The 23,023-nt window shown below is 71.0% G+C and carries 24 protein-coding genes; 18 read left to right on the top strand and 6 right to left on the bottom strand.

Annotated features, from left to right (window positions below):
• The first annotated feature begins 1 nt into the window (after position 1).
• The 4 genes from lysS (at position 2) to Aut01nite_RS12230 (ending at position 5,510) form a co-directional block, all read left to right on the top strand.
• Positions 2 to 1,510, top strand: coding sequence for a lysine--tRNA ligase (gene lysS / locus Aut01nite_RS12245; RefSeq protein WP_043533105.1), 1,509 nt, complete (start codon positions 2 to 4; stop codon positions 1,508 to 1,510).
• Positions 1,511 to 1,606: 96 nt separating this feature from the next.
• Complete coding sequence (locus Aut01nite_RS12240) at positions 1,607 to 1,963, top strand: histone-like nucleoid-structuring protein Lsr2 (protein ID WP_043533106.1); 357 nt, start codon at positions 1,607 to 1,609, stop codon at positions 1,961 to 1,963.
• Between the two features lie 365 nt (positions 1,964 to 2,328).
• Entirely contained in the window at positions 2,329 to 4,854 is a 2,526-nt protein-coding gene (locus tag Aut01nite_RS12235; protein WP_043533107.1) for an ATP-dependent Clp protease ATP-binding subunit, read from the top strand.
• Positions 4,855 to 4,943: 89 nt separating this feature from the next.
• Positions 4,944 to 5,510 (top strand): DUF4291 domain-containing protein, encoded by a 567-nt coding sequence (locus Aut01nite_RS12230; protein ID WP_043533108.1) that lies wholly within the window; start codon positions 4,944 to 4,946, stop codon positions 5,508 to 5,510.
• Here the strand turns inward: Aut01nite_RS12230 and Aut01nite_RS12225 are convergent.
• A complete protein-coding gene (locus Aut01nite_RS12225; RefSeq protein WP_043533109.1) occupies positions 5,487 to 6,383 on the bottom strand; it encodes an HhH-GPD family protein in 897 nt (298 codons plus the stop codon). The genes Aut01nite_RS12230 and Aut01nite_RS12225 overlap by 24 nt on opposite strands.
• Before the next feature lie 20 nt (positions 6,384 to 6,403).
• On the opposite strand from Aut01nite_RS12225, the gene Aut01nite_RS12220 reads away from it, so the two are divergent.
• The 4 genes from Aut01nite_RS12220 (at position 6,404) to Aut01nite_RS12205 (ending at position 8,715) form a co-directional block, all read left to right on the top strand.
• Positions 6,404 to 6,907 carry a glycine cleavage system transcriptional repressor gene (locus Aut01nite_RS12220; RefSeq protein ID WP_043533110.1) on the top strand — a complete coding sequence of 168 codons (504 nt, stop codon included), beginning with the start codon at positions 6,404 to 6,406 and terminating at the stop codon, positions 6,905 to 6,907.
• On the top strand, positions 6,904 to 7,401 hold the full coding sequence (def, locus tag Aut01nite_RS12215; RefSeq protein WP_043533111.1) for a peptide deformylase: 498 nt from the start codon (positions 6,904 to 6,906) through the stop codon (positions 7,399 to 7,401). Before Aut01nite_RS12220 ends, def begins: the two co-directional genes overlap by 4 nt.
• Before the next feature lie 82 nt (positions 7,402 to 7,483).
• Complete coding sequence (locus Aut01nite_RS12210) at positions 7,484 to 8,203, top strand: hypothetical protein (protein WP_043533536.1); 720 nt, start codon at positions 7,484 to 7,486, stop codon at positions 8,201 to 8,203.
• Between the two features lie 2 nt (positions 8,204 to 8,205).
• Positions 8,206 to 8,715, top strand: a complete 510-nt coding sequence (locus Aut01nite_RS12205) for a 2'-5' RNA ligase family protein (RefSeq protein ID WP_043533112.1) — start codon at positions 8,206 to 8,208, stop codon at positions 8,713 to 8,715.
• A gap of 713 nt (positions 8,716 to 9,428) precedes the next feature.
• On the opposite strand, the gene disA is transcribed toward Aut01nite_RS12205, so the two are convergent.
• The 4 genes from disA to Aut01nite_RS12185 form a co-directional block, all read right to left on the bottom strand.
• Positions 9,429 to 10,610 carry a DNA integrity scanning diadenylate cyclase DisA gene (gene disA, locus Aut01nite_RS12200; protein ID WP_043533113.1) on the bottom strand — a complete coding sequence of 394 codons (1,182 nt, stop codon included), beginning with the start codon at positions 10,608 to 10,610 and terminating at the stop codon, positions 9,429 to 9,431.
• A gap of 102 nt (positions 10,611 to 10,712) precedes the next feature.
• On the bottom strand, positions 10,713 to 12,134 hold the full coding sequence (gene radA / locus Aut01nite_RS12195) for a DNA repair protein RadA (RefSeq protein ID WP_043533114.1): 1,422 nt from the start codon (positions 12,132 to 12,134) through the stop codon (positions 10,713 to 10,715).
• 31 nt (positions 12,135 to 12,165) lie between these two features.
• The gene (locus tag Aut01nite_RS12190; protein WP_043533115.1) at positions 12,166 to 12,876 is read right to left on the bottom strand and encodes a hypothetical protein; all 711 of its coding nucleotides are present in this window, start codon (positions 12,874 to 12,876) and stop codon (positions 12,166 to 12,168) included.
• Positions 12,877 to 12,969: 93 nt separating this feature from the next.
• Positions 12,970 to 13,797: a UbiA family prenyltransferase gene (locus tag Aut01nite_RS12185; protein WP_043533116.1), complete on the bottom strand. Its 828-nt coding sequence runs from the start codon at positions 13,795 to 13,797 to the stop codon at positions 12,970 to 12,972.
• Between the two features lie 48 nt (positions 13,798 to 13,845).
• On the opposite strand from Aut01nite_RS12185, the gene Aut01nite_RS12180 reads away from it, so the two are divergent.
• The 4 genes from Aut01nite_RS12180 to Aut01nite_RS12165 are packed head-to-tail and all read left to right on the top strand — an operon-like array spanning position 13,846 to position 17,261.
• Complete coding sequence (locus Aut01nite_RS12180) at positions 13,846 to 14,598, top strand: methyltransferase domain-containing protein (protein WP_043533117.1); 753 nt, start codon at positions 13,846 to 13,848, stop codon at positions 14,596 to 14,598.
• Complete coding sequence (locus Aut01nite_RS12175; RefSeq protein ID WP_043533118.1) at positions 14,588 to 15,742, top strand: acyl-CoA dehydrogenase family protein; 1,155 nt, start codon at positions 14,588 to 14,590, stop codon at positions 15,740 to 15,742. The genes Aut01nite_RS12180 and Aut01nite_RS12175 overlap by 11 nt, the downstream gene beginning before the upstream one ends.
• 11 nt (positions 15,743 to 15,753) lie before the next feature.
• On the top strand, positions 15,754 to 16,812 hold the full coding sequence (locus Aut01nite_RS12170) for a type III polyketide synthase (protein ID WP_043533537.1): 1,059 nt from the start codon (positions 15,754 to 15,756) through the stop codon (positions 16,810 to 16,812).
• Complete coding sequence (locus Aut01nite_RS12165) at positions 16,809 to 17,261, top strand: DUF6023 family protein (protein WP_043533119.1); 453 nt, start codon at positions 16,809 to 16,811, stop codon at positions 17,259 to 17,261. The genes Aut01nite_RS12170 and Aut01nite_RS12165 overlap by 4 nt, the downstream gene beginning before the upstream one ends.
• A gap of 311 nt (positions 17,262 to 17,572) precedes the next feature.
• On the opposite strand, the gene Aut01nite_RS12160 is transcribed toward Aut01nite_RS12165, so the two are convergent.
• The gene (locus Aut01nite_RS12160; protein WP_043533120.1) at positions 17,573 to 18,349 is read right to left on the bottom strand and encodes a hypothetical protein; all 777 of its coding nucleotides are present in this window, start codon (positions 18,347 to 18,349) and stop codon (positions 17,573 to 17,575) included.
• Positions 18,350 to 18,699: 350 nt separating this feature from the next.
• On the opposite strand from Aut01nite_RS12160, the gene Aut01nite_RS12155 reads away from it, so the two are divergent.
• The 6 genes from Aut01nite_RS12155 to Aut01nite_RS12130 all read left to right on the top strand — a co-directional run bounded on the left by Aut01nite_RS12155 (position 18,700) and on the right by Aut01nite_RS12130 (position 22,984).
• Positions 18,700 to 19,185 (top strand): CarD family transcriptional regulator, encoded by a 486-nt coding sequence (locus Aut01nite_RS12155; protein WP_014447856.1) that lies wholly within the window; start codon positions 18,700 to 18,702, stop codon positions 19,183 to 19,185.
• Between the two features lie 78 nt (positions 19,186 to 19,263).
• On the top strand, positions 19,264 to 19,956 hold the full coding sequence (ispD, locus tag Aut01nite_RS12150) for a 2-C-methyl-D-erythritol 4-phosphate cytidylyltransferase (RefSeq protein ID WP_043533538.1): 693 nt from the start codon (positions 19,264 to 19,266) through the stop codon (positions 19,954 to 19,956).
• 102 nt (positions 19,957 to 20,058) lie between these two features.
• Entirely contained in the window at positions 20,059 to 20,574 is a 516-nt protein-coding gene (gene ispF / locus Aut01nite_RS12145) for a 2-C-methyl-D-erythritol 2,4-cyclodiphosphate synthase (RefSeq protein WP_043533121.1), read from the top strand.
• Positions 20,575 to 20,582: 8 nt separating this feature from the next.
• Positions 20,583 to 20,969 carry a PPOX class F420-dependent oxidoreductase gene (locus tag Aut01nite_RS12140; RefSeq protein ID WP_043533122.1) on the top strand — a complete coding sequence of 129 codons (387 nt, stop codon included), beginning with the start codon at positions 20,583 to 20,585 and terminating at the stop codon, positions 20,967 to 20,969.
• A 19-nt stretch (positions 20,970 to 20,988) separates the two neighbouring features.
• Entirely contained in the window at positions 20,989 to 22,095 is a 1,107-nt protein-coding gene (locus tag Aut01nite_RS12135) for a tetratricopeptide repeat protein (protein WP_043533123.1), read from the top strand.
• 46 nt (positions 22,096 to 22,141) lie between these two features.
• Positions 22,142 to 22,984: a hypothetical protein gene (locus Aut01nite_RS12130; protein WP_173476754.1), complete on the top strand. Its 843-nt coding sequence runs from the start codon at positions 22,142 to 22,144 to the stop codon at positions 22,982 to 22,984.
• Positions 22,985 to 23,023 lie beyond the last annotated feature (39 nt).

Here is a 23,023-nt window from a genome sequence, read left to right as displayed (position 1 = left end):
CGTGACCGAGCAGAACACGCCAGCGATCGACCCCGCCGAGGACCTTCCCGAGCAGATGCGGGTCCGCCGGTCGAAGCGGGACCGGTTGCTCGCCGAGGGCGTGCCGCCCTACCCGGTCGAGGTCCCGCGGACCGCCGAGCTCGCCGAGATCCGCGAGCGTTACGCGGATCTGCCCACCGACACCGCATCCGGCGACAAGGTGTCGGTCACCGGCCGGGTGATCTTCGTGCGCAACGGCGGCAAGCTGTGCTTCACCACGCTGCGGGCCGGTGACGGCACCGAGCTCCAGGCGATGTTCTCGCTCGACAAGGTCGGCGAGAAGTCTCTCGCCGACTGGAAGAGCGTGGTGGACCTCGGCGACCTGGTCTCGGTCACCGGTGAGGTGATCACCAGCCGGCGTGGTGAGCTGTCCGTTCTCGCCGATTCCTGGGCGATGAGTGCGAAGGCGCTGCGGCCCCTTCCGGTCGCGCACAAGCCGCTTTCCGAGGAGACCCGGGTGCGGCAGCGTTATGTCGACCTCATCGTGCGGCCGCAGGCGCGCGACGTCGTTCGGACCCGTGCGACAGTGGTCCGCAGCCTCCGTGAGTCGCTGTTCCGCCGGAATTATCTCGAGGTGGAAACGCCGATGTTGCAGTTGCTGCACGGTGGCGCCGCGGCGCGCCCGTTTGTGACGCACAGCAACGCACTGGACATGGATCTTTATCTGCGCATCGCGCCGGAACTGTTTTTGAAGCGTGCCGTGGTCGGCGGCATCGAGCGGGTCTTCGAGATCAACCGCAACTTCAGGAATGAGGGCATGGACTCCACGCACTCTCCGGAGTTCGCCATGCTCGAGGCGTATCAGGCGTATGCCGACTACAACGTGATGCAGGCGCAGGTCCGGGACTGGATCCAGGAGGCCGCGACCGCGGTGTCCGGGTCCCATGTGGTCACTCACCAGGACGGCACCGAGATCGACCTGGGCGGCGAGTGGGCGCAGATCACCCTCTTCGGCGCCATCTCCGAGGCGCTCGGCGAGGAGGTCACCATCGACACCGATCTCGCCCAGCTTCAGCGGTACGCCGAGAAGGTCCAGCTCTCCGTCGATCCCAAGTGGGGTCCGGGGAAGCTTGCCGAGGAACTGTTCGAGCATCTGGTGACCGACAGCCTCCAGGCGCCCACCTTCGTCCGGGACTTCCCGGAGGAGACCGCCCCGCTGACCGCGCCGCACCGGACCATCCCCGGCCTGACCGAGAAGTGGGACCTCTACGTCGCCGGATTCGAGCTCGCCACCGCCTATTCCGAGTTGGTGGATCCGGTGATCCAGCGCGAGCGGTTCCACGCCCAGTCGCTGCTCGCGGCCGGTGGGGACCCCGAGGCCATGCAGCTGGACGAGGATTTCCTGCGGGCCATGGAGTACGGAATGCCGCCGTCCGGCGGCATGGGAATGGGAATCGACCGGCTGTTGATGGCGCTCACCGGCCTGGGCATTCGGGAAACGATCCTCTTCCCGTTGGTCCGGCCGGAGTAACAATTATCCACCCCTCCATTGACGGGCGATGCGCCCCTGGCGTTATTGTCTTCCCATTGCTGGGGAGAGAACCTGTGTTCGGGAGGATAACGGCGCGTGGCCAAGCAGATCATTCACAAGCTGGTCGATGACATCGATGGTGTCGACGCCGACGAGACCGTGAAGTTCGCGCTCGACGGTATTCAGTACGAGATCGACCTCTCGGAGAAGAACGCCGCGAAATTGCGGGAGGTCTTCGAGCCCTACCTGCAGGCCGGGACGAAGGTGGCCCGGGGTGGTGTGGTGGTGGGTGGCCGCGCGGCGCGCGGTCGTGGCGGCGCCACCGCCGACCGGGAACAGAACAAGGCGATCCGCGAGTGGGCCAAGAAGTCGGGGAAGGACATCTCCGACCGGGGCCGCATCCCGCAGGAGATCGTCGACGAGTTCCACGCCAAGGGTCCCGGCCGGGCCTGATTTCCCGGTTCGGCCTCGGAGAGGGCGCCCCGACTTCCCGTCGGCGGCGCCCTCTCCGCGTTTACCCACCTGCGCAGACACCGGGTCACTACGGTTATCCACAGGAGCGGACCGAGTTGTCCACAGGCTGTGGACCGGCAGGATTTCGCTGTACGCGTACACGTTCGGGTGGGGGAACAGCCGCTGAGCGTGCGAAGTTGGCTAAATCAACGTTGCGGATCGTTCCGAGGGGCCGCGAGAACCCAGCGGAGGCCGCCAGCGGCGATAGAGTTACAGCACGGGCATCACCGATGCCCGTGCGCTGGCCCCGCCAGCTGTTGAGACAGGCTCAGCATTGGCGCACGGCACGTGAGGAGCACGAGGGCATGTTCGAGCGGTTCACCGACCGAGCGCGACGGGTTGTCGTCCTGGCCCAAGAAGAGGCCCGGATGCTCAACCACAACTACATCGGGACAGAGCACATCCTGCTCGGCCTGATCCACGAGGGCGAGGGCGTCGCCGCCAAGGCTCTGGAGAGCCTGGGCATCTCCCTCGAGGGGGTCCGCCAGCAGGTCGAGGAGATCATCGGCCAGGGGCAGCAGGCGCCGAGCGGGCACATCCCGTTCACGCCGCGCGCCAAGAAGGTTCTGGAGCTCTCCCTGCGGGAGGCGCTGCAGCTCGGCCACAACTACATCGGCACCGAGCACATCCTGCTCGGCCTGATCCGCGAGGGCGAGGGCGTCGCCGCCCAGGTGCTGGTCAAGCTCGGCGCCGACCTCAACCGGGTCCGTCAGCAGGTCATCCAGCTGCTCTCCGGCTACCAGGGCGGCAAGGAGACGGCCGCCGCGGGCACCGCGACCGGTGAGGCCGCGCCGTCCACGTCGCTCGTTCTCGACCAGTTCGGACGCAACCTGACGCAGGCCGCCCGCGAGGGCAAGCTCGACCCGGTCATCGGCCGGGAGAAGGAAATCGAGCGGGTCATGCAGGTGCTCTCCCGGCGCACCAAGAACAACCCGGTGCTGATCGGCGAGCCCGGCGTCGGCAAGACGGCGGTCGTCGAGGGCCTGTCGCAGTCCATCGTCAAGGGCGAGGTGCCCGAGACGCTGAAGGACAAGCAGCTGTACACGCTGGACCTGGGCGCCCTGGTCGCCGGTTCGCGTTACCGCGGTGACTTCGAGGAGCGCCTGAAGAAGGTGCTCAAGGAGATCCGCACCCGCGGCGACATCATCCTGTTCATCGACGAGATTCACACCCTGGTCGGCGCCGGCGCCGCCGAGGGCGCGATCGACGCGGCGAGCATCCTCAAGCCGATGCTGGCCCGCGGTGAGCTCCAGACCATCGGCGCGACCACTCTGGACGAGTACCGCAAGCACCTGGAGAAGGATGCCGCGCTCGAGCGCCGCTTCCAGCCGATCCAGGTCGGCGAGCCGTCGCTGGCGCACACCATCGAGATCCTCAAGGGCCTGCGCGACCGTTACGAGGCGCACCACCGGATCAGCATCACCGACGCGGCCCTGGTCGCGGCCGCGACGCTGGCCGACCGCTACATCTCCGACCGGTTCCTGCCGGACAAGGCGATCGACCTGATCGACGAGGCCGGCGCACGGATGCGCATCCGCCGGATGACCGCGCCGCCGGACCTCCGTGACTTCGACGAGCGCATCGCCCAGGTACGCCGCGACAAGGAGTCCGCGATCGACGCGCAGGACTTCGAGCGTGCCGCTCAGCTCCGCGACAAGGAGAAGACCCTGCTGGGCCAGAAGGCGCAGCGGGAGAAGGAGTGGAAGGCCGGCGACCTGGACGTGGTGTCCGAGGTCGACGACGAGCAGATCGCCGAGGTCCTGGGCAACTGGACCGGCATCCCGGTCTACAAGCTCACCGAGGAGGAGACCTCCCGCCTGCTGCGCATGGAGGACGAGCTGCACAAGCGCGTCATCGGCCAGGAGGACGCGGTTCAGGCCGTCTCCAAGGCGATCCGGCGGACCCGTGCCGGTCTGAAGGACCCGAAGCGCCCGAGCGGCTCGTTCATCTTCGCCGGCCCGTCCGGTGTCGGTAAGACCGAGCTCTCCAAGGCGCTCGCGGAGTTCCTCTTCGGCTCCGAGGACGCGCTGATCCAGCTCGACATGTCCGAGTTCCACGACCGCTACACGGTGTCCCGCCTGGTCGGCGCCCCTCCCGGTTACGTCGGTTACGACGAGGGCGGCCAGCTGACCGAGAAGGTGCGCCGCAAGCCGTTCTCGGTGGTCCTCTTCGACGAGATCGAGAAGGCCCACCCGGACGTCTTCAACACGCTCCTGCAGATCCTGGAGGACGGGCGCCTGACCGACGGTCAGGGCCGGATCGTGGACTTCAAGAACACGGTCATCATCCTCACCACCAACCTGGGCACGCGTGACGTGGCCAAGGCGGTGTCGCTGGGCTTCCAGGCCTCCGAGGCCGAGGAGTCGAGCTACGAGCGGATGAAGATCAAGGTCAACGACGAGCTGAAGCAGCACTTCCGCCCCGAGTTCCTGAACCGTATCGACGACACGATCGTCTTCCACCAGCTGCGTGAGAAGGAGATCCTCCAGATCGTCGACATCTTCACCGCCCGCATCGAGGGCCAGCTCAAGAACAAGGACATGGGTCTGGAGCTGACCGACAACGCCAAGCGCTACCTGGCGGCCAAGGGCTTCGACCCGGTCCTCGGCGCCCGGCCGCTGCGCCGGACCATCCAGCGCGAGCTGGAGGACACGCTGTCCGAGCAGATCCTCTTCAACGAGCTGCGCCCCGGCCAGATCGTCGTGGTGGATTGCGAGGGCGACCCGGCCAAGTTCGAGAAGGCGAAGCTGGTCTTCAAGGGCGCGGAGAAGGGTGTGACGGTGCCCGACGCGGTGCCGGCCGACCTCGCGGTGCCGACCACCGACGAGTAAGGATCCATCGAGAGGCCCGGTCGCTGATGCGGCCGGGCCTTTCGCATATTCGATCGCGGCCCGCGGGGGAAAGCCCGATCATCGGGGCCATGCCACATCAGATCAGGGCGGTGTACGACGACCGCACCGTCACCGTCTATCAGGCGTACCGCCCGGAGATCGCCGATCCGGCGGTGCGTGCCGGCCGGTTCGTCGCACCGTTCAAACGGGACCGGATGACCTGGGTCAAGCCGTCGTTCCTGTGGATGATGTACCGCTGCGGCTGGGCCACCAAGCCCGGCCAGGAGCGCGTGCTCGCCGTCTCGATCACCCGGGAGGGGCTGGAGTGGGCGCTCGCCAACGCGGTCCTCAGCCACTACGTACGCGGTGTGCACCCGGACCGGGCGACCTGGCAGCGGCAACTCAAGCAGGCGCCGATCCGCGTCCAGTGGGATCCGGAACGCGACCTGCGCCTGCGGCAGCTGCCGTACCGGTCGCTCCAGCTCGGCATCGGCGCCGCCGCGGTGGACCGGTACGTCGACGAGTGGGTCACCGGGATCACCGACGTGACCCCGCTGGTACGGGAGATCCGTGGCCTCCTCGACGCCGGTGACGAGGAGGCCGCCGCGGCCCTCCTGCCACCGGAGAAGCCACTAGAGGGCCTGCACCTCCCCTGACGGCGCGTCCCCCGCCAGGACGAAGTCGTCGCCACCCAGCGGCTGGATCAGGCCGTCCTCGACCAGGCCGGCCAGAGCCCGGGCGCGCTGCACCTCGTCCTGCCAGACCATGTCGAGCCGCTGCCGCGGGACCGGGCCGGTGGCGTGCCGCAGCACCTCCAGCAGCAGGCCGCGGACCTGGCGGTCGGTGCCGGCGTACCGTTGTGGTTTCCGGCTGGGCCCTTCGGGCAGCGGCAGCCCACTCAGCCGCCAGGCGCAGACCTGGTTGAACGGGCAGTCGACGCACTTCGGCGCCCGTGCGGTGCAGACGATCGCGCCGAGTTCCATGAACGCGATGCTCGCCCGGGCAGCCGTCGCCTCATCGGGCGGGAGCAGAGCCTCCATGGCGGTCAGGTCGGCGGCGGTCGTCGCCGGCCCGGCGTCCGGTTTGCCTTCGACGGCACGGCACACCACCCGCCGTACGTTCGTGTCCACCACCGGATGCCGCTGCCCGTACGCGAACGTCGCCACCGCCCGCCCGGTGTACGTCCCCACCCCCGGCAGCGCGAGCAGCTGCTCCAACGAGGACGGGACCTGCCCACCGTGCCGTTCCACGATCGCGACCGCGCAGGCGTGCAACCGCATCGCCCGGCGCGGATATCCGAGTCGTCCCCACATCCGGATCGCCTCCGACGGCGGATCGTCGGCGAGCGCGGCCGGGGTGGGCCAGCGGGTCATCCAGGAGCGCCAGGCGGGCTCCACCCGGACGACCGGGGTCTGCTGCAGCATCACCTCGCTGACCAGAACTCCCCAGGGTGTGGTGTCGGGTTGCCGCCAGGGCAGATCCCGGGCGTTCGCGGCATACCAGGTGATGGCGTCGTCTGCGAGAGTCATATCCCGTTTACTGTAAGCGGGTGCACGAGCTCGCCATCACCGTCATCGGGCCGGACCGTACCGGCATCGTGGCCGACGTCTCCGAAGCCCTCGCCGCGGTCGGCGCCAACCTGACCGACTCGACGATGACCCGGCTGCGCGGTCATTTCGCGATGACCCTGATCTGCACCGGGCCGGCCGAGGCCGAGGCCGTGCAGGCGCTGCGGCGGGTCGGCGGGGTGCTGGCCACGGTCCGCCCGGTCGAGCCGGAGACCGGGACGGCGGCGGCCGGTGAGCCGTACCAGCTCAGCGTGCACGGCGCGGACCGGCTCGGCATCGTCGCTGCGGTGGCCAGGGTGGTCGCGGCGGTCGGCGCCAACATCACCGACCTGACCACCCGCCTGAGCGGCCCGCTCTACGTGCTGGTCGCCGAGGTGGACGTCCCGGCCGGCGCCGGTGACGAGCTGGCCGAGCGGCTGGCGGTGGCCGCCGCCGAGCTGGACGTGGACGTGACGCTGCGCCGCGCCGAGTCGGAGATCCTGTGAGGAAGGTCGTCACCGCTCCCGCGAGCGTGCTCAGCAGGCCTGCCGCGGAGGTCGACCCGGCCGATCCGGAGATCGTCCGCCTGGCCGAGGACCTGGTCGCCGTCATGCGGGCGTCACCCGGATGTGTCGGCCTGGCCGCCCCGCAGGTGGGCGTGAGCGCGCGGGTCTTCTGTGTGGACGTGACCGGGCATCCGAAGGCGGCGACCACGCACGGCACGTTCGTGTTGTGCAACGCGACGATCCTGGAGGCCGGCCGGTGGCGTCCCGGGCGGGAGGGCTGCATGTCGGTGCCCGACCTGACCGGCGACGTGAAACGCGCTGCCCGGATCGTGGTCGAGGGTCTGCGGCCGGGCACCGGCGAGAAGATCACGATCACCACCGACGCGTTCGAGGCGCGTGCCGTGCAACACGAGATCGATCACTGTGCCGGAAAACTCTTCCTCGATCGGGTGGCCGGGGCGCACGCCGTCTACCAGCGGAAGATTTATCTCTAACGACGATGGCGTGAGTTGGTGTCGCAGAACCGGCGCGTCGTTCACATAGCGATGGGTGTGCGGGTTTACGGTGGGCGGCATCATGCGTGCGACGGTTGGTCCCCTTCCACCCGCGGTCTACTGGCGGCGGCGTGCGGTCGTGCTGGGCGCGGTGCTGCTCGGCGTCATCGTCCTGTTCATGTCCTGCAATCCGGGGGACGAACCCGATCCCAAGAAGACGTCCGCCGAGCAGCCGGCGCTGCCGCCGACCGGCGCGCAGGACCCGTCGGCGTCCGCGTCGGCGACCCCCTCGTTCGAGGAGAGCCCCCCGGCCGGGGGAAACCCGTTCCCCGATCCGCAGCAGACCTCGCCCGCCGAGACCCTGCCGCCGCCGGCGAACACCGGCGCCCCCGTCGTCGGGGCCGGAGAGGCCTGCGCCGACGGCGAGATCACCGTGACCCCGGTCCCGGCCACCCAGTCGCCGCAGCGTGGCACCCCGCTGCGGATCCAGCTGAAGATCAAGAACTCGAGTGCCCGCGCCTGTACGCGTGACCTGGGCGCCAGCGCGCAGGAGCTCTACATCGAGCAGGGCGCCACCAAGTTCTGGTCGTCCGACCAGTGCAACTCCGTCAAGGGCAACCAGGTCGAGACGCTGGCGGCAGGCGCCGAGCGGATCTACGAGGTCACCTGGAACGGCCGGCAGTCCACCGCGTGCACCGACAACGTGGCGTCCGGGCCGGTCCCGGCGGCGGGCGCCTACACGCTGCGCGGTCGCCTGGACGGTCGGGTCAGCGAAGCGGTCGGTCTGACGATCGTCGGCTGACCTTGGTCGCGGCACTCGAGCTCTACCTGGACACCGACACGACCCGCCGGGTCCGCACACTCTGGCGCGCGCTGGACGACGAGGGCATCCCGTCGCTCGGCTCCCTGCACCAGAAACACCGCCCGCACGTCTCGCTGGCGGCCGCCCACCGGATCGACCCGCACGCGGTCGCCGCCGCCCTCGGCGACTTCCCGGTCGGCCACGGCCTGACCTTCGGCATCGACTTCGTCGGCCAGTTCGTCGGCCGTGTCCTGTGGCTGGGCGTCACCATGACCCCCGAACTGCTCAGCCACCACCAAGCCGTCCACGAACGCCTCACCGCGGGCGGCGTCGAGGTCTGGGAACACTACCGGCCGGGTCGCTGGGTGCCGCACTGCACGATCTCGCTGCGCGTGCCCAACCCGGTCATGGCGCCCGCCATCCGCCGCTGCCTGGAATACCTCCCGATCCGCGCGACCGTCACCGGCGCCGCGGTAGCCGACCACGCCAACGACATCAGCCACCCCCTGTAGCGCCCGCCTCCCGGCCCTTCGGGCTCGAGGTCCGGCCGCGCCTTCGGCCTTTCCCGAGAAACCCCGGCTGGCTCCCGGTACTGTCTCCGCCGCCTGAAACAACACTGACAATCAGTCGGACCTTTCTGTTGTACGCACGTCGCCGCTCCCGCCCAACGTGACCCGTCCCGCCTGCTCCGCGCGAGGGGATCCCGGGTCAAGGCCGCAGCGCGGCCACCGGGCCGAATGCGGTGGTCACCGGACCGAGCCCCGTGCGTATTCCAGCCCCTGTGCGCGCCCGTAGTGCACGCGCCAGCGGACGTGACCGGTGGCCGTGGCCCGATTCGTTTGGGTGTGTCGTCCGGCCACTGCGCGCCCGTAGTACGCACGCCGGCGGAGGTGACCGGGTGCCGTGGTCGATTCGTTCGTGGGTGCGTAGTAGTTCGGCCACTGTGCGCGCCCGTAGCGCACGCGCCGGCGAATGTGACCGGGTGCCGTGGCCGATTTGTTTATGGTGTGTAGTTCGGCCGCTATGCGCCCCGGCCGTACACACGCCGGGGGCAGCTTCGCGAGCGGTGTGCTTCGTTCGCCCGCTATGCACGCCTCAGATTCACACGCGGTCTGTGGCGGTCCGCACCCACTACATTGAGTGACATCGTCCTCGTCAACGGTCGGAGATTCAGCGCCCGATCGACTGAGTTGTGACGCGGATCACGAAGAGCGAGGGGCGGTGACTAGACGTACCGCTCCAGGATCGAAGCCTCCGCCAGCCGGGACAGGCCCTCGCGCACGCCGCGGGCCCGCGCGTCGCCGACACCCTCGACCGCCTGCAGATCCTCGACCGTGGCGCCCAGCAGACGCTGCAGACTGCCGAAGTGGTCGACCAGCCGGTCCACGATCTGGGCCGGGAGCCGTGGCACCTTGGCGAGCAGCCGGAACCCGCGCGGCGACACGGCCGCATCAAGCGAATCCGAGGCGCCCGGATAGCCGATCGCCTTGGCCACCGCGACCAGGTCGATCATTTCGGTGGCGGTCAGCAGGTCCAGCTCGACCAGGGCCTCGTCCAGCGTGCGGGCCTTGCGGCCGGACGGCAGGTAGTCGCGGATGACCAGGGTGCGATCGGCGTCGACGCCGGCCATCAGCTCGTCCAGCTGGAGGGCGAGCAGCCGGCCGTCGGTGCCGAGCTCCACCACGTAACCGGAGATCTCGTCGGCGATCCGGCGGACCATCTCGAGCCGCTGCACCACGGCGACGGCGTCGCGGACGGTCACCAGATCCTCGATCTCGAGGGCGGAGAGGGTGCCGGACACCTCGTCGAGGCGCAGTTTGTACCGCTCCAGGGTGGCGAGCGCCTGGTTGGCCCGGGACAGGATGGCGGCCGAGTCGTCCAGGACGTGCCGCTGACCGTTCACGTAAAGCCCGATGATGTGCATCGACTGGCTGACCGAGATGACCGGGTAGCCGGACTGTTTCGCCACCCGCTCGGCGGTGCGGTGCCGGGTGCCGGACTCCTCGGACGGGATCGCCGGGTCGGGCATCAGGTGCACGGCGGCCCGGACGATGCGGGTGCCGTCGCTGGAGAGCACCACCGCGCCGTCCATCTTGCACAGCTCCCGCAGCCGGGTGGCGGAGAACTCCACATCGAGCGGGAAGCCGCCGGTGCAGATGGCCTCCACGACCGCGTCGTAACCGAGGACGATGAGCGCGCCGGTGCGGCCCCGCAGAATGCGCTCCAGACCGTCGCGCAGCGCGGTGCCGGGGGCCATCAGGGCCAGGTTGGCCCGGAGCGGATCGCTCGCGCCGCCGGTCAGGCCCGCCCCGGCGGCCGGTGTCATCGCACGATGCCCCGCGCCGTTGACGCCGGGACGCGGCGTTGAACTGGCGGCGGGCTTGGAACCATCGCGGTCGAGCGGCACCCGGACATTCTACGGACTGTCATCCACACCTAACGAGGCAAGGTTCAATGAATGCTCCGTAGCGTGATGAAACGTGACTGACGGTGACCTGAAGGCGGTCTGTCATCGTCGTCCGTGATCGGCGGCGACCCGTGCCGCGCTCTGCAACGCCGCCTGCACGTTGCCGACCTCGATGACCTCCATGCCCTTGGGCGTCCCGTCGGCGCCGTCGGGACCGCAGCCGGGTGGGACGAGCGCCACCTTGAAACCGAGCCGGGCCGCCTCGGCGAGCCGTCGGCCGACCGCGCCGACCCGCCGGATCTCACCGGTCAGCCCGACCTCGCCGATCGCCACCAGATGCGGGGCCATCGCCAGATCGAGGCCGCCGGACGCGACCGCGAGCGCCATCGCCAGGTCGGCGGACGGCTCGATCAGGCGGATGCCGCCCACCGTGGCCGCGAAGACCTCCCGGTTGTAGAGCTTGAGCTGCTTGGTGCGGCGCTCCAGCACGGCCAGCACCATCGCCAGGCGGGCGTGGTCGAGCCCGGACACCGTGCGCCGCGGCGAGCCCTGCACCTCGGCCCCGATCAGCGCCTGCACCTCGGTGACGAGCGCCCGCCGGCCCTCCATGGCCACCGTCACGCAGGTGCCGGGGACCGGCTCCAGATAGCGGGTGAGGAAGAGGCCGGACGGGTCGGGCAGGCTGCTGATGCCGCCCTCGTGCATCTCGAAGCAGCCCACCTCGTCGGCGGCGCCGAACCGATTCTTCACCCCGCGGACCAGGCGCAGCGACGAGTGCTTGTCGCCCTCGAAGTGCAGCACCACGTCGACCAGGTGCTCCAGCACGCGCGGGCCGGCGACCTGCCCGTCCTTCGTGACGTGACCGACCAGGACGGTGGCGATGCCGCGCTCCTTGGCGATCGAGACGAGCGCGGCGGTGACCGCCCGCACCTGGGTGACACCGCCGGGGACGCCCTCGGTGCCGGGCGCCGAGACGGTCTGCACCGAGTCGAGGATCAGCAGGCCCGGCTTGACCGCGTCGAGGTGGCCGATCACCGTGCCGAGATCATTCTCCGAGGCCAGGTAGAGGCGGTCGTGCAGGGCGCCGAGCCGCTCGGCCCGCAACCGCACCTGGCTGACCGACTCCTCGCCGCTGACCACCAGCGACGGACTGCCGGCTCCGGCCGCCCACTGCTGGGCCACGTCGAGCAGCAGGGTCGACTTGCCCACGCCCGGCTCGCCGGCGAGCAGCACCACCGCGCCGGGCACCAGGCCGCCGCCGAGCACCCGGTCGAGCTCACCGACACCGGTCGCCACGGCCCGGGCCGGAGACGCGCTGATCTGCGCGATCGGGCGGGCCGGCTCGGCCGGCATGCGGGAGCTGACCACCCGGCCGGAGACGCCGACGGTGACCGAGGACTCGATGACCGAGCCCCACTCGCCGCACTCCGGGCACCGGCCCAGCCATTTCGGCGGGTTGTGCCCGCAGGCGTCACAGACGTAGGAGGCCTTGGGTGCCTTGGCCGAGGAGCGGGAGGTCGTCACCCCGCCAAGCTAGCTCGCGGGTACGACAAACTCAGTGACCGCCGCCCTCGGTCTCGGTCTGCTCGTGGATCTCGGCGGAGCCGCGGGGCGCCGGGGTCAGCGGGCTCGCGACCGGAGCCTGCACCTCGAGCTCCTCCGCGGAGTCGCTGAACGCGAACTTCAGAGCGACGGACAGGCCCGGCGTGAGCTTCTCCTTCAAGCCGATGACCTGGAGCACCTTGGTGTCGGTCGGGCGGAACAGAGCCGAGCCCTGCGGGCCGATCTGGATCCGCGCGGCCTCGACCGTGACACCCGGCTCGGCCGGAGCGCCGGCACCCGGCTGGGCGGGCACGCCGGCGCTCGGGGCGCCGGACGGCGCGACCGGGGCCGAGGAGGTGACCTCACCCGGCGTGGTGACGGTCGCGGTGCTCACGAAGCCGACGTTCGCCGCGGCGATGACCTGCGGCCGGGTCGGCTCGGCGACGCTGATCGTGACGGTGACCGCCTCGTTGGTCTGGTTGTAGAGGCTCAGCTCGAGCGGGGCGTTCTCCTGCGCGGCGTAGCCCTCGGTGCCGTTGTACTCCACCTGCAGGTTGCGGATGAGCACGCTGCCGCTCTTGGACTGGGTGTTCACGCCGGCGATCGGCGTGTCCAGGATGGCGGTTTCGGCGACCTGGCCGGCCGAGCATCCGCTCAGCGCCAGGGCAGCGACCGTGGCGGCACCCGCGACCAGAGCTGCGCGACGGGTTCCCAGCGAGCGCATCACGATCCTCCAAATAGAGACACCAAGGTGTGAGATCAGCGTAGTGGGCGACGATCGGGCGCGTGCGGGGACCCATCCATCAGGCTCTGGAGATCACGTCACCCGGCCGCTGAGGACGAGCAGCAGGACGTCGATCAGGGCCACCACGATCACCGCGCGGAACAGGGCGACCGGGCGCCCGTCGGCGCGGCGGGCGGCGTACCACCCCCAGGGCAGCACCACGACGGCGGCCGCGCCCGCCGCCAACCCGGACCACGACGGCGGCCCCGGCGGGCCGAGGACCAGCGTGAGCGTCGCGCCCAGCAGCAGCCCCGCGGCGGCCAGCTGCGAGCCGGCGGCGCCGATCCGGTGCGGCAGGCCACGTACCCCGGTGGCCTCGTCGTCGGCCAGATCGGGCAGCACGTTGGCGAAATGCGCTCCCCCGCCGAGCAGGGCCCCGGCGGCGACCAGCCAGACCGGCGGCGCCGGGCGGCCCGGCAGGGCCAACACCACGAAGGCAGGCAGCAGACCGAAAGCGATCAGGTACGGCAGGACCGAGAACGCGGTGTTCTTCAGCGGCCAGTCGTAGAGCAGCGCGAACCCGGTGGCCACCGTGATCGCGGTGGCCGCGGGCAGGCCGAGCGGCAGGGCGAGGGCCGGAACCGCCAGCGCCGCGACCAGGCCGGCGACGCCGACGGCACGCGCCGAGATCGCCCCCGACGCCACCGGTTTGTCTCGTCGCCCGCTGGTCCGGTCGCGGTCGGCGTCCAGCCGGTCGTTGACCCAGCCGACCGCGAGCTGACTGGCCGCCACCACCAGGGCGACCGTCGCCAGCCGCCAGCCGCGGTGCCCGGCCCCGGCGGCCAGCAGGGTCATCGCCAGGGTGACCGCCCCGCCCGGTTCCGGATGGGACGATCTGAGCAGCGCGAGAGCACGGGACATGTTCGCCAAGTGTGGTGGTGTCGGCGTCCGCGTGCCAGTCTCGATCACATGCGGTCGATGCCACGCAATGACCCCCGCCAATACGACGATCTGGTCACCGAGTGGTGGCGTCCCGCCGGCACCTTCGCCATCCTGCACTGGCTCGCCGCCGCCCGGGCCGCCCTGATCCCGCCCGCCTCCGGCCCCGGCCGGGTCCTCGTCGACGCCGGCTGCGGCGGCGGGCTGCTCGCCCCGCACCTGCGCGGCAAGGGTTACCGGCACATCGGCGTCGACCTGCGGCACGCCGGGCTGCGGCAGGCCGCCCCACGCGGCATGACCGCGGTCAACGGTGACGTGACGGCGCTGCCGCTGGCCGCCCGCAGCGCCGACGTGGTGGTCGCCGGGGAGATCCTGGAGCACGTCACCGACCTGCCGGGCACGGTCGCCGAGCTGTGCCGGGTGCTGCGCCCGGGCGGCCTCGTGGTGCTCGACACGATCAACGACACGGCGCTGGCCCGGCTGATCACGGTGACGCTGGGCGAGCGGTTCGGCGTCGCCCCGGTGGGATTGCACGATCCGGCGCTGTTCGTGCCGCCCCGGCGGCTGGTGGCCGAGTTCGCCCGGCACGGCGTGACGCTGAAGGTGCGCGGGGTGCGCCCGAGCATGCGAGGGCTGTTCCGCTGGCTGGCGCTGCGCCGGGAGGTGTCCGGCCGGCCGATCGTCCCGGCTCCATCGACCGCGGTGCTCTACCAAGGCATCGGATCGAAATCCCTGGGTATCGAAGGGCGTGACCGGTACACGAGGGAGCGACATGCGGGATGAGGCACGGCGGTTGACGCCCCGGTTCACGGCGCGGGCGGCGGACCATGACCGGGAGGGCGCCTTCCCCGAGGCCGACTTCGCCGACCTGCGGGAGGCGGGCTTCTTCGGGCTGATGGTTCCGGCCCGGCTGGGCGGCGCCGGGGCGGGCTTCGCGGAGTACGCCGAGGTCGCCTACGAACTGGCCCGCGGCAACGGCGCGACCGCCCTGATCTTCAACATGCACGCTGCGGTGACCGGGGCGCTGAGCGGTGTCAGCGACGAGCTGGCCGAGGCCCTCGGACTGCCGCGGGAGGCGCTCGAAGCTCGCGACGAACACCTGAAGGCGGCTGCGGGCGGCAGTTGGTACGCGGTGGCGATGAGCGAACGCGGCGTGGGCTCCCGGCTGTCCCGGATGGCCACCACCTATCAGCCGGTGGACGGCGGCTACCGGATCACGGGCGCGAAGACGTTCTGCTCGGGAGCCGGGCACGCCGACGCGTACCTGATCGCCGCCCGCAGCGCCGCCGATCCCACGCAGGTCTCCCAGTTCCTGGTCCCGGCCGGCGACGGCCTGACGGTCGAGCCCACCTGGGACGCCCTCGGCATGCGCGCCACCGCCTCCCACGACCTGCACATCGACGTCACCGTCCCGGCGTCCGCGCTGCTCGGCGGGATGGAGGGACTGGCCCTGGCGGTGGCCCAGATGGCCCCGCACTGGATGGTGGCCAGTTACGCCGCCGTCTACGTGGGTGTGGCCCGGGCCGCCGTCGACGCAGCGATCGAGCACGTCAAGGCGCGCGGGCTGGATGCCCTGCCGGCCGTGCGGGCCCGGATCGGCCGGGCCGACGCCGCGGTCGCCGCCGCCCACCTGACCGTTCGGGAGGCGGCCCGCCGGGTCGACGAGGCGCCCGGCGACCCGGACACCAACCGCTGGGTCTGGCGGGCCAAACTGCTGGCCGGCACGACCGCCGCCGACGTCGCAGCGTCGATGCTGGAGGCGGCCGGCACGTCCGCGATGCGGCGCGGCCATCCGCTGGAACGCCTCTACCGGGACGCCCGGGCCGGCTCGTTGCAGCCGGCCACCAGTGACGTCTGCGCCGACTGGCTCGGTGTGGACGCGCTGGGTGGCGACCCGGACGCCGACGGCGTGGCGCCGCGCTGGTGAGCGGCCCGCTGATGAACCCGGTGATCACCGGCCTCGGGGTCGCGCTGCCGCCCTCGGCCACCCAGGACGCCCTCTGGGAGGGCTACTTCGACAAGCATTACGCGGGCCCGCGCAACGGCCTGGCCCGGCGGATCTTCGCCAACTCCGGCGTGCGTACCCGGCAGGCGGTGGTCAGCCCCCTGCTGGAGGACGTGTCCGGCTGGTCCACCGAGCGCCGGATGCGCCGTTACCAGGCCGAGGCGGCGCCGCTCGGCAAGGCCGCGGTCAGCCGGGCGCTGGCCGACGCCGGCCTGGCCGCCGGCGACCTGGGCCTCTTCGCGGTCTGCTCGTGCACCGGGTACGCCACGCCCGGCCTGGACATCCTGCTCGCCCGCGACCTGGGCATGTCACCCAACGTGCAACGGCTCTTCGTCGGCCACATGGGCTGTTACGCGGCGTTACCGGGGCTCGGGTCCGTGACCGACTTCGTGGCCGCCCGGGGACGACCCGGACTGCTGCTCTGCGCCGAGCTCACCAGCCTGCACCTGCAGCCGCCCGCGGCGCGGACGGACATCCAGCAGATCGTCTCGCATGCGCTCTTCTCGGACGCTGCGGCTGCCGTCGTGGTCACTCCGGGCAATGCCGCGGGGTACGCCGTACGCGAGGTCGCCGCGATCACCGACACCTCCACCGCCGACCACATGACCTGGGAGGTCACCGACCTGGGGTTCCGGATGGGCCTGTCCCCGCAGGTCCCGACGGTGCTCGCGCGGCACGTCCGCGGTCTGGTCGACGACGTCCTGGCCCGTCACGGCCGGACCGTCGCCGACGTCGGCGGCTGGGCCGTGCACCCCGGCGGTCCCAAGATCCTCGACGTGGTGCAGGAGCGGCTCGACCTGGACGACAGTGCGCTGGCCGAGTCCCGAGGAGTGCTCGCCGCGTACGGCAACTGCTCGTCCCCGACGGTCCTGCTCGTCCTCGACGAGCTCCGCCGCCGCCCGGCCCCACCGGAATCGATCATCATGCTCGCGTTCGGCCCCGGACTCACGCTCTATGTCACTCTTCTGGAGGGCTCTACTCTCGCAGCGTGAGCGGCGAACGGGGACGCGGCTTGGTGCTGCATGCACTGGCCGCACTGATCTTGGCGGGTGGCGTGGTGTGGTGGTGGCGCGCCGCGCCGAGCCAGGCCGTCGACGACCGGTTGCTCGGCTGGCGGCGCGCCGCCGAACAGTTGCTCCCCGAGGTCGGTGGACTGGAACTGTCGAACACCATCGCCCTCGAACCCGGCCCTGGTCACGAGGAGGTCGTCGGCGTCGAACCGGGCGACTTCCTGATCTCCGCGGTGTGCGCCGGGGCGGAGGGCAGCCGGGTCCGGATCAGCCTCGGCTCCGGTGAGTCCGGCCGTGGCCTGCCGTGCTCCGGTTTCCGGACTCCGCAGGTCTTCAGTGTCGGACTCGCCGGCGAACTCCACATGCTGCTCCGGGCCGAGACGTCCGGCCCGGTCATCTTCCGGTACACGCTGCAGCGCGCGATCGGGTGATTCGCCCGGCTGGTCGTGGGTGCTGGCTCGCGGCCCGCGAGGCAGCCCCCACGACCAGCCGGATCTGTTCCGCCCCGAGGCGCGTGCCGGTGCCGGACCGGCGGCTTCGTGGGCCCGTCACGCCTGTGGAGCGAGCTCCGGCGTCGGCCGGAGGCCCGTCACCCTCCGCGGTACGCGGCTGAATCCGATGGGGCCGCCACGCCCGTGCGGCGCGTTTCGGTCCGGTGGCGGGAGGCCTCGCGCTCGCCTCATGGGTGCGGTGGTGATTGGGCGGGAACTGCCTGGTCCGTACCAGAAAAGGGGTTTGGTCGTTATAAGCGGGCCAGGTCGGGACGGATCGTCTCGATCGAGGCGGTGCGGGGATGGATCCGGACGATGTCGCCGAGGCGGTTGACGAGGACGACCGCGGCGGTGCCGTCGGGGGGACCCAGGCGCAGATGGGCGCGCAGCGTGTCGGTCGGGTCCTGCAGGAGCGTGACGGATTTGCCGTCCGCCCGCGGGGCGCGGGAGGTCGGCAGGAGCGGGGTGGCCACCGGGCTCGCCGAGGCGCGGGCGGTGGTCACGGCCAGCACCTTCACGCCGGGGTCGACGGCGGCGACCGTGTCGGCCAGCAGGGTGGCGCAGTCGCAACCCTCGGTGAGCAGCAGGACGGCCGGCAGGTTGCCGCGGACCGCCACCATGTGACCGTCGGTGCCGACCAGATCGAGGGCGGGCAGCGAGTCGGCGGTGGTGTCGGTGCTCCCGGAGGTGCGCTGGGTGACCGGCTGGCGGGCCGGGCCGGGCCACGCGGAGGCGAAGAGGCTGGCCACGGTGACCAGCACGGCCACCGCGATGATCAGGGCGGGGGCGCGCACCAGGAGAGCGCTGAGACGGCGCAGCCGGCGCACCGCGGGCCGTCGGGTGAGGCGCTGCCACCCGTCGAGGGGTGCGTCGGTGTGCAGCTCGGCACGCACGGCCTCGACCTCGTCGGCGAGCTCGGAGAGGTCGTCGGGAATGACGATGACTCCCCACTCCTCGGGGAGGTCCGGGAGGTCGTCAGGGGACTCGCCCCCGGGCGGCCTGCCGCCGTTGTCGCTTGCGCCAGCCATGCATCAACCTCCCCCCTGGCCGACCAGATCCTGCTTCGGTCGGGGAACTCCCGTCCAGCCTCCCGCACGTGGGGCCGCATCGCCAGTGGCGCACTGATGCGGACCTTAGCGATAAGCTTGATCTCACAAAGCCATCAGGTCCGGAATTCCCGACTTGGTTGGGGCGGTCGTCCCGGTGTCAGCCGTGACGATCCTGTCACTTTGCGTTACTTAGGCAGCTTCTAGCGTGGCTGTCAAGCGGTAGAAAGCCCCGTCACAGGCCCTCTGAGCTGCACTAACAGTGACCGTCAGGGCGAGACACCGCCGCCTGAGCGTGTTACCCTAGACACAGCGAAAGGGGTTTCGAACCTATGGTTTTCAGTGTCGGCGAGACCGTTGTTTACCCCCACCACGGGGCCGCACTCATCGAGGCAATCGAGACTAGGGTCATCAAGGGCGTTGAAAGGCAGTATCTCGTTCTGCGTGTCGCCCAGGGCGATCTGACTGTTCGAGTGCCCGCTGAGAACGCCGAAGAAGTCGGCGTGCGCGAAGTGGTTGGCGAGGAAGGCCTGGGCAAGGTCTTCGACGTCCTCCGCGCTCCGCACACCGAGGAGCCGACCAACTGGTCGCGGCGCTACAAGGCCAACCTGGAGAAGCTCGCTTCCGGGAACCCGCTCAAGGTCGCGGAAGTTGTTCGTGACCTTTGGCGTCGTGAGCGTGAGCGTGGCCTGTCGGCGGGTGAGAAGCGGATGCTCGCCAAGGCTCGTGACATTCTGGTCGGCGAGGTCGCCCTCGCTGAGAAGAGCACCAAGGATGAGGCCGAGGTCCTGCTCGACAAGGTCCTCACCGAGGCCTGATTCGACCGACGTCATCCCTCTTCACTGTGTCTGACTCACGCTGTGTTTGATGCGAATCGTGTGTCCGGCGACGGCGACGTGACCGCGCAGCTCAATGCTCGCGGTGACGTCGCCGTCGTCGTTCCGGCAGCCGGCGCCGGAGTGCGACTCGGGCCCGGCGCCCCCAAAGCGTTGCGGCTGCTCGACGGAGAGCCGCTGCTCGTGCACGCGGTTCGGCGGGCGGCGGCGGCGCCATCGGTGCGGGTCATCGTGGTGGCGGCGCCGGCTGCCGAGGTCGAGTCCGTGCGGGTCCTGCTCGCCCCGATCGCGCCGGTCACGGTGGTGGCCGGTGGGGCGGAGCGGCAGGATTCGGTCGCTGCGGCGCTCGACGTGGTGCCGGACGACGTCGGCATCGTGCTGGTGCACGACGCGGCCCGGTGCCTGGCTCCGGCGGATCTGTTCGAGAGTGTCGCCGCGGCGGTCCGGGACGGGGCCGACGCGGTCATCCCGGCGCTTCCGGTGGTCGACACGATCAAGCAGGTCGCCACGGACGGGACGGTTCTCGGCACGGTCGACCGGTCGGTGCTGCGGGCCGTGCAGACACCGCAGGGTTTCCGGCTGCCGGTGCTGCGGGCAGCCCACGCCGCGGCCGCCGACCTGCACACCGACGACGCCGGCGCGGTCGAGAAACTCGGGCGGCCGGTGGTGTGTGTGCCCGGGTCCGACTTTGCTTTGAAGATCACGCGCCCGCTCGATCTGGCTCTCGCCACCCATCTCCTGACGCTCGCCTGAGCACGCTCCTGACGCTTGTCTGAGCGCGCCACTTTTCGTGGGGCAGGCCGGCACGAGAGCTGTGACGGCGGGCTTCGCGGCCTCGGCGATTAGGGTGAGCGGGTGATCATTCCGCGGGTTGGGGTCGGGACCGATGTGCACGCCTTCGACGAGGAGCGGGACTGCTGGGTCGCGGGGCTGCACTGGCCCGGCGAGCCGGGCCTGGCCGGGCATTCCGACGCTGACGTGGCGGCGCACGCGGCCTGCGACGCCCTGCTGTCCGCGGCCGGCCTCGGCGACCTGGGCGGCAACTTCGGCACGAGCCGCCCGGAGTGGGCCGGTGCCTCCGGAGTGACCCTGCTGACCGAGACGGCCCGCCGGGTGCGAGCGGCCGGCTTCGAGATCGGCAACGTCTCGATCCAGGTGATCGGGAACCGCCCGAAGATCGGCAAGCGACGCGCCGAAGCCGAGGAGATCCTGTCCAAGGCGGTCGGGGCGCCGGTCACGGTGGCCGGAACCACCACCGACGGACTGGGACTGACCGGCCGCGGCGAAGGTCTGGCCGGGACCGCGGCGGCGCTGGTGTACCCGGTGGGTGGCGATCGTCACGAGAGGACCGAGCCGTCACATCGGGCATGATCACTCCCATGACCGTCGCGCTTCCCGATGTGGCAAGGAAACTGATCGACAACCCCACCTACGCGGTGTTGACCACGATCAACGAGGACGGCAGCCCGCAGTCGACCGTGATCTGGGTCAAGCGGGACGGCGACGACGTGCTGTTCTCGACCACGCGGGGACGGGTGAAGACGCGGAACATGGAGCGCGAGCCGCGGGTGTCGATCTGTGGGTACGACCCGGCGCAGCCGTACTCCTACTTCACCGTCCAGGGCACCGTTGCGCTCAGTGACGATCCGGACGACCTGATCAGTGAGTTGAGTTTCAAGTACGCGAACGAGCCGTGGACAGCCGACGCGCCGGGCACCGTGCGGGTGGTCTGCCGGCTCACCCCGACTCACGTGATCACCAGGTAGACCGCCTACGCTCGGCAGCGTGCCCGCCCCCTTGGAGCCTGACACCACACCGGAGGAGTACCGCCAGCGTGCCCTCCTGCTCGCCGACCTCGGACGCTATGACGAGGCCGCCGACGAGATCGCGGCCGGACTGACCGCTGATCCGCGAGAGGTCAATCTGCTCGCCACGCTCGCCCGCATCCACCTGGCGGCCGAGCAGCCGGCCGAGGCCCTCGCGGCGGCCGACCGGGCCGCCACCGCCGATCCGGGTGCGCTGCCGGTTCTGGTGGTGCGGGCGATGGCTCTGATCGACAGCCGGCGCTACTCCGATGCCGCCGGGGTGGCTGCCGGGATCCTGCGGGACTGGCCGGAGGACCCGTACGCGCAGCGCACCGGCGCCGCCCTGCTCAGCGAGTCGCGAAACGGCCAGGAGGCGCTCAACGCCGCCTGGAACGGTGTGAAGGTCGCGCCCCGGGAGGCCGAAGCGCACCTGGTGCTGGCTGTCGTCGCGGCCCGGTTGCGGCTGTTCGATCTGGCACAGCGGGCGTACGCGGAGGCGCTGGAACTCGATCCCGCGATCGGGGACGCGGGCCGGACCACCGGCGTGGTCCGGTTCGAGCGCCGCCGGTGGGCCCGGGCGATCGAGGATCTGGCGGAGGAGGCGTCGCTGGGAACCCCGGCGTCGCCGGAAACCCCGGAGGCGTCGGCGGCTGCGGCGACGCCGGAACCGATGCCGGTCAGCCGGCCGGTCAAACCGGTCCTGGACATCTCGGAGGAGTCCGTCCAGGCGGTGCGGGAGACCACCCGGTACAGCGCGGGCGGCACGATCGTAGCCGCGGCGCTGGCGGCCGCCATGACCACGATCAGCCCGGGTATCTCCCGCGCGTGGTCCGGCCTGATCGCCGTGTTGATCTTCTGCGCGGTGATCTTCTGGTTCCGTGGCCGCCTGCCCGAGCCGGCCGGTGTCGTGTTGCCGAGGTTGCGGTCCGGTGCCCGGCGGCTCGCCGTCGCGGTCTATCTGACCTTCGCCGCGCCGCTGTTCCTGCTGGCGTACGCGCTGGTCGGTGGCCCGGCGCCGCTGGTGGCCGGGATGGTGGTGGCGGTGGTGGCCGAGGTGCTCGTGGTGCTGGACCGCCGCGCTTCCTGACATTCGTGGCTGTCCGTTTCCCGCGGCGTCCGTTAGGTTCGGAATCGTGGCGACGATGGTGCCTCCGCTGTATGCCGGGCTGATCGATGACGCCTCCCTGCTGCCGCCGAGCCCCATCGGCTTGGCCGACGCGGTGGCGAAACACCACGAGCATGCCGCCTCGTGGTACCGGAACCTGCTCGGTTCCCTGCTGGTGCCGGCGTCGATCGTCGGGACTGAACCGATGCCACGGCTCACCGCCGGGCTGATCGGTGACGTGCCGGCCGCCGTCCTGCCGGTCACGGTGGACAAGTTGCGTGCCGCCGGCGTTCAGGTGCTGCATGTCGAGGCGGCGGTGGCCCGCCGGGGCGAGGATCCGCAGCCCGGACTCGCCGCGCTCCGGTCGCTGGCCGAGACTCAGGCCGGCCTGCCGCTCTATGCCGAGATCCCGCTGAGCTGGGGTCTGCTCGGCGCTCTCGACACGGTCGCCGAGGCGCGCGGCAGCGGCCTGGCGATCGCGCCGAAGTTCCGGGTCGGCGGGCTGGCGGCCGAGCTGTTCCCCACGCCGGTCGAGCTGGCCGCGGTGATCTGCGCCTGCCGGGACCGGGGGTTGCCGTTCAAGCTGGCCGCCGGGCTGCGGCACGCCACCCGGCACACCGATCCGGAGACCGGCTTCACCCACCATGGCTTCCTCAACGTGCTGGTCGCCACGGTCGTCGCGGCCCAGGGCGGTGAGGTGGCGGAGGTGGCCGAGTCGCTGGCCGCAACCCATCCGGTCCCGCTCGTCGAACCGGCCCGGACCCACCGTGACGGCCCCCGGCCGCTGTTCCTCGGCTTCGGCGCCGCCAACGTGGTCGAACCGCTGACCGAACTCGTCCGCCTGGGCCTGATCAACGGCGGTTACGAGTAGCTTCCCGGTGCCGTGACGGGCGAACACCGGCTGGTTCTC

It is taken from the genome of Actinoplanes utahensis, assembly GCF_016862455.1.
Lineage (GTDB): Bacteria > Actinomycetota > Actinomycetes > Mycobacteriales > Micromonosporaceae > Actinoplanes > Actinoplanes utahensis.
Note: the sequence above shows the minus strand (reverse complement) of the source record. Positions and strands in the feature narration are given on the sequence as shown.

Coding starts and splice junctions, on each gene's coding strand:
- Aut01nite_RS12235 (WP_043533107.1), top strand. CDS start 2,329: ATGTTCGAGCGGTTCACCGACCGAGCGCGACGGGTTGTCGTCCTGGCC.
- Aut01nite_RS12230 (WP_043533108.1), top strand. CDS start 4,944: ATGCCACATCAGATCAGGGCGGTGTACGACGACCGCACCGTCACCGTC.
- Aut01nite_RS12225 (WP_043533109.1), bottom strand. CDS start 6,383: ATGACTCTCGCAGACGACGCCATCACCTGGTATGCCGCGAACGCCCGG.
- Aut01nite_RS12210 (WP_043533536.1), top strand. CDS start 7,484: ATGCGTGCGACGGTTGGTCCCCTTCCACCCGCGGTCTACTGGCGGCGG.
- Aut01nite_RS12190 (WP_043533115.1), bottom strand. CDS start 12,876: ATGCGCTCGCTGGGAACCCGTCGCGCAGCTCTGGTCGCGGGTGCCGCC.
- Aut01nite_RS12185 (WP_043533116.1), bottom strand. CDS start 13,797: ATGTCCCGTGCTCTCGCGCTGCTCAGATCGTCCCATCCGGAACCGGGC.
- Aut01nite_RS12180 (WP_043533117.1), top strand. CDS start 13,846: ATGCGGTCGATGCCACGCAATGACCCCCGCCAATACGACGATCTGGTC.
- Aut01nite_RS12175 (WP_043533118.1), top strand. CDS start 14,588: ATGCGGGATGAGGCACGGCGGTTGACGCCCCGGTTCACGGCGCGGGCG.
- Aut01nite_RS12170 (WP_043533537.1), top strand. CDS start 15,754: ATGAACCCGGTGATCACCGGCCTCGGGGTCGCGCTGCCGCCCTCGGCC.
- Aut01nite_RS12160 (WP_043533120.1), bottom strand. CDS start 18,349: ATGGCTGGCGCAAGCGACAACGGCGGCAGGCCGCCCGGGGGCGAGTCC.
- Aut01nite_RS12155 (WP_014447856.1), top strand. CDS start 18,700: ATGGTTTTCAGTGTCGGCGAGACCGTTGTTTACCCCCACCACGGGGCC.
- Aut01nite_RS12140 (WP_043533122.1), top strand. CDS start 20,583: ATGACCGTCGCGCTTCCCGATGTGGCAAGGAAACTGATCGACAACCCC.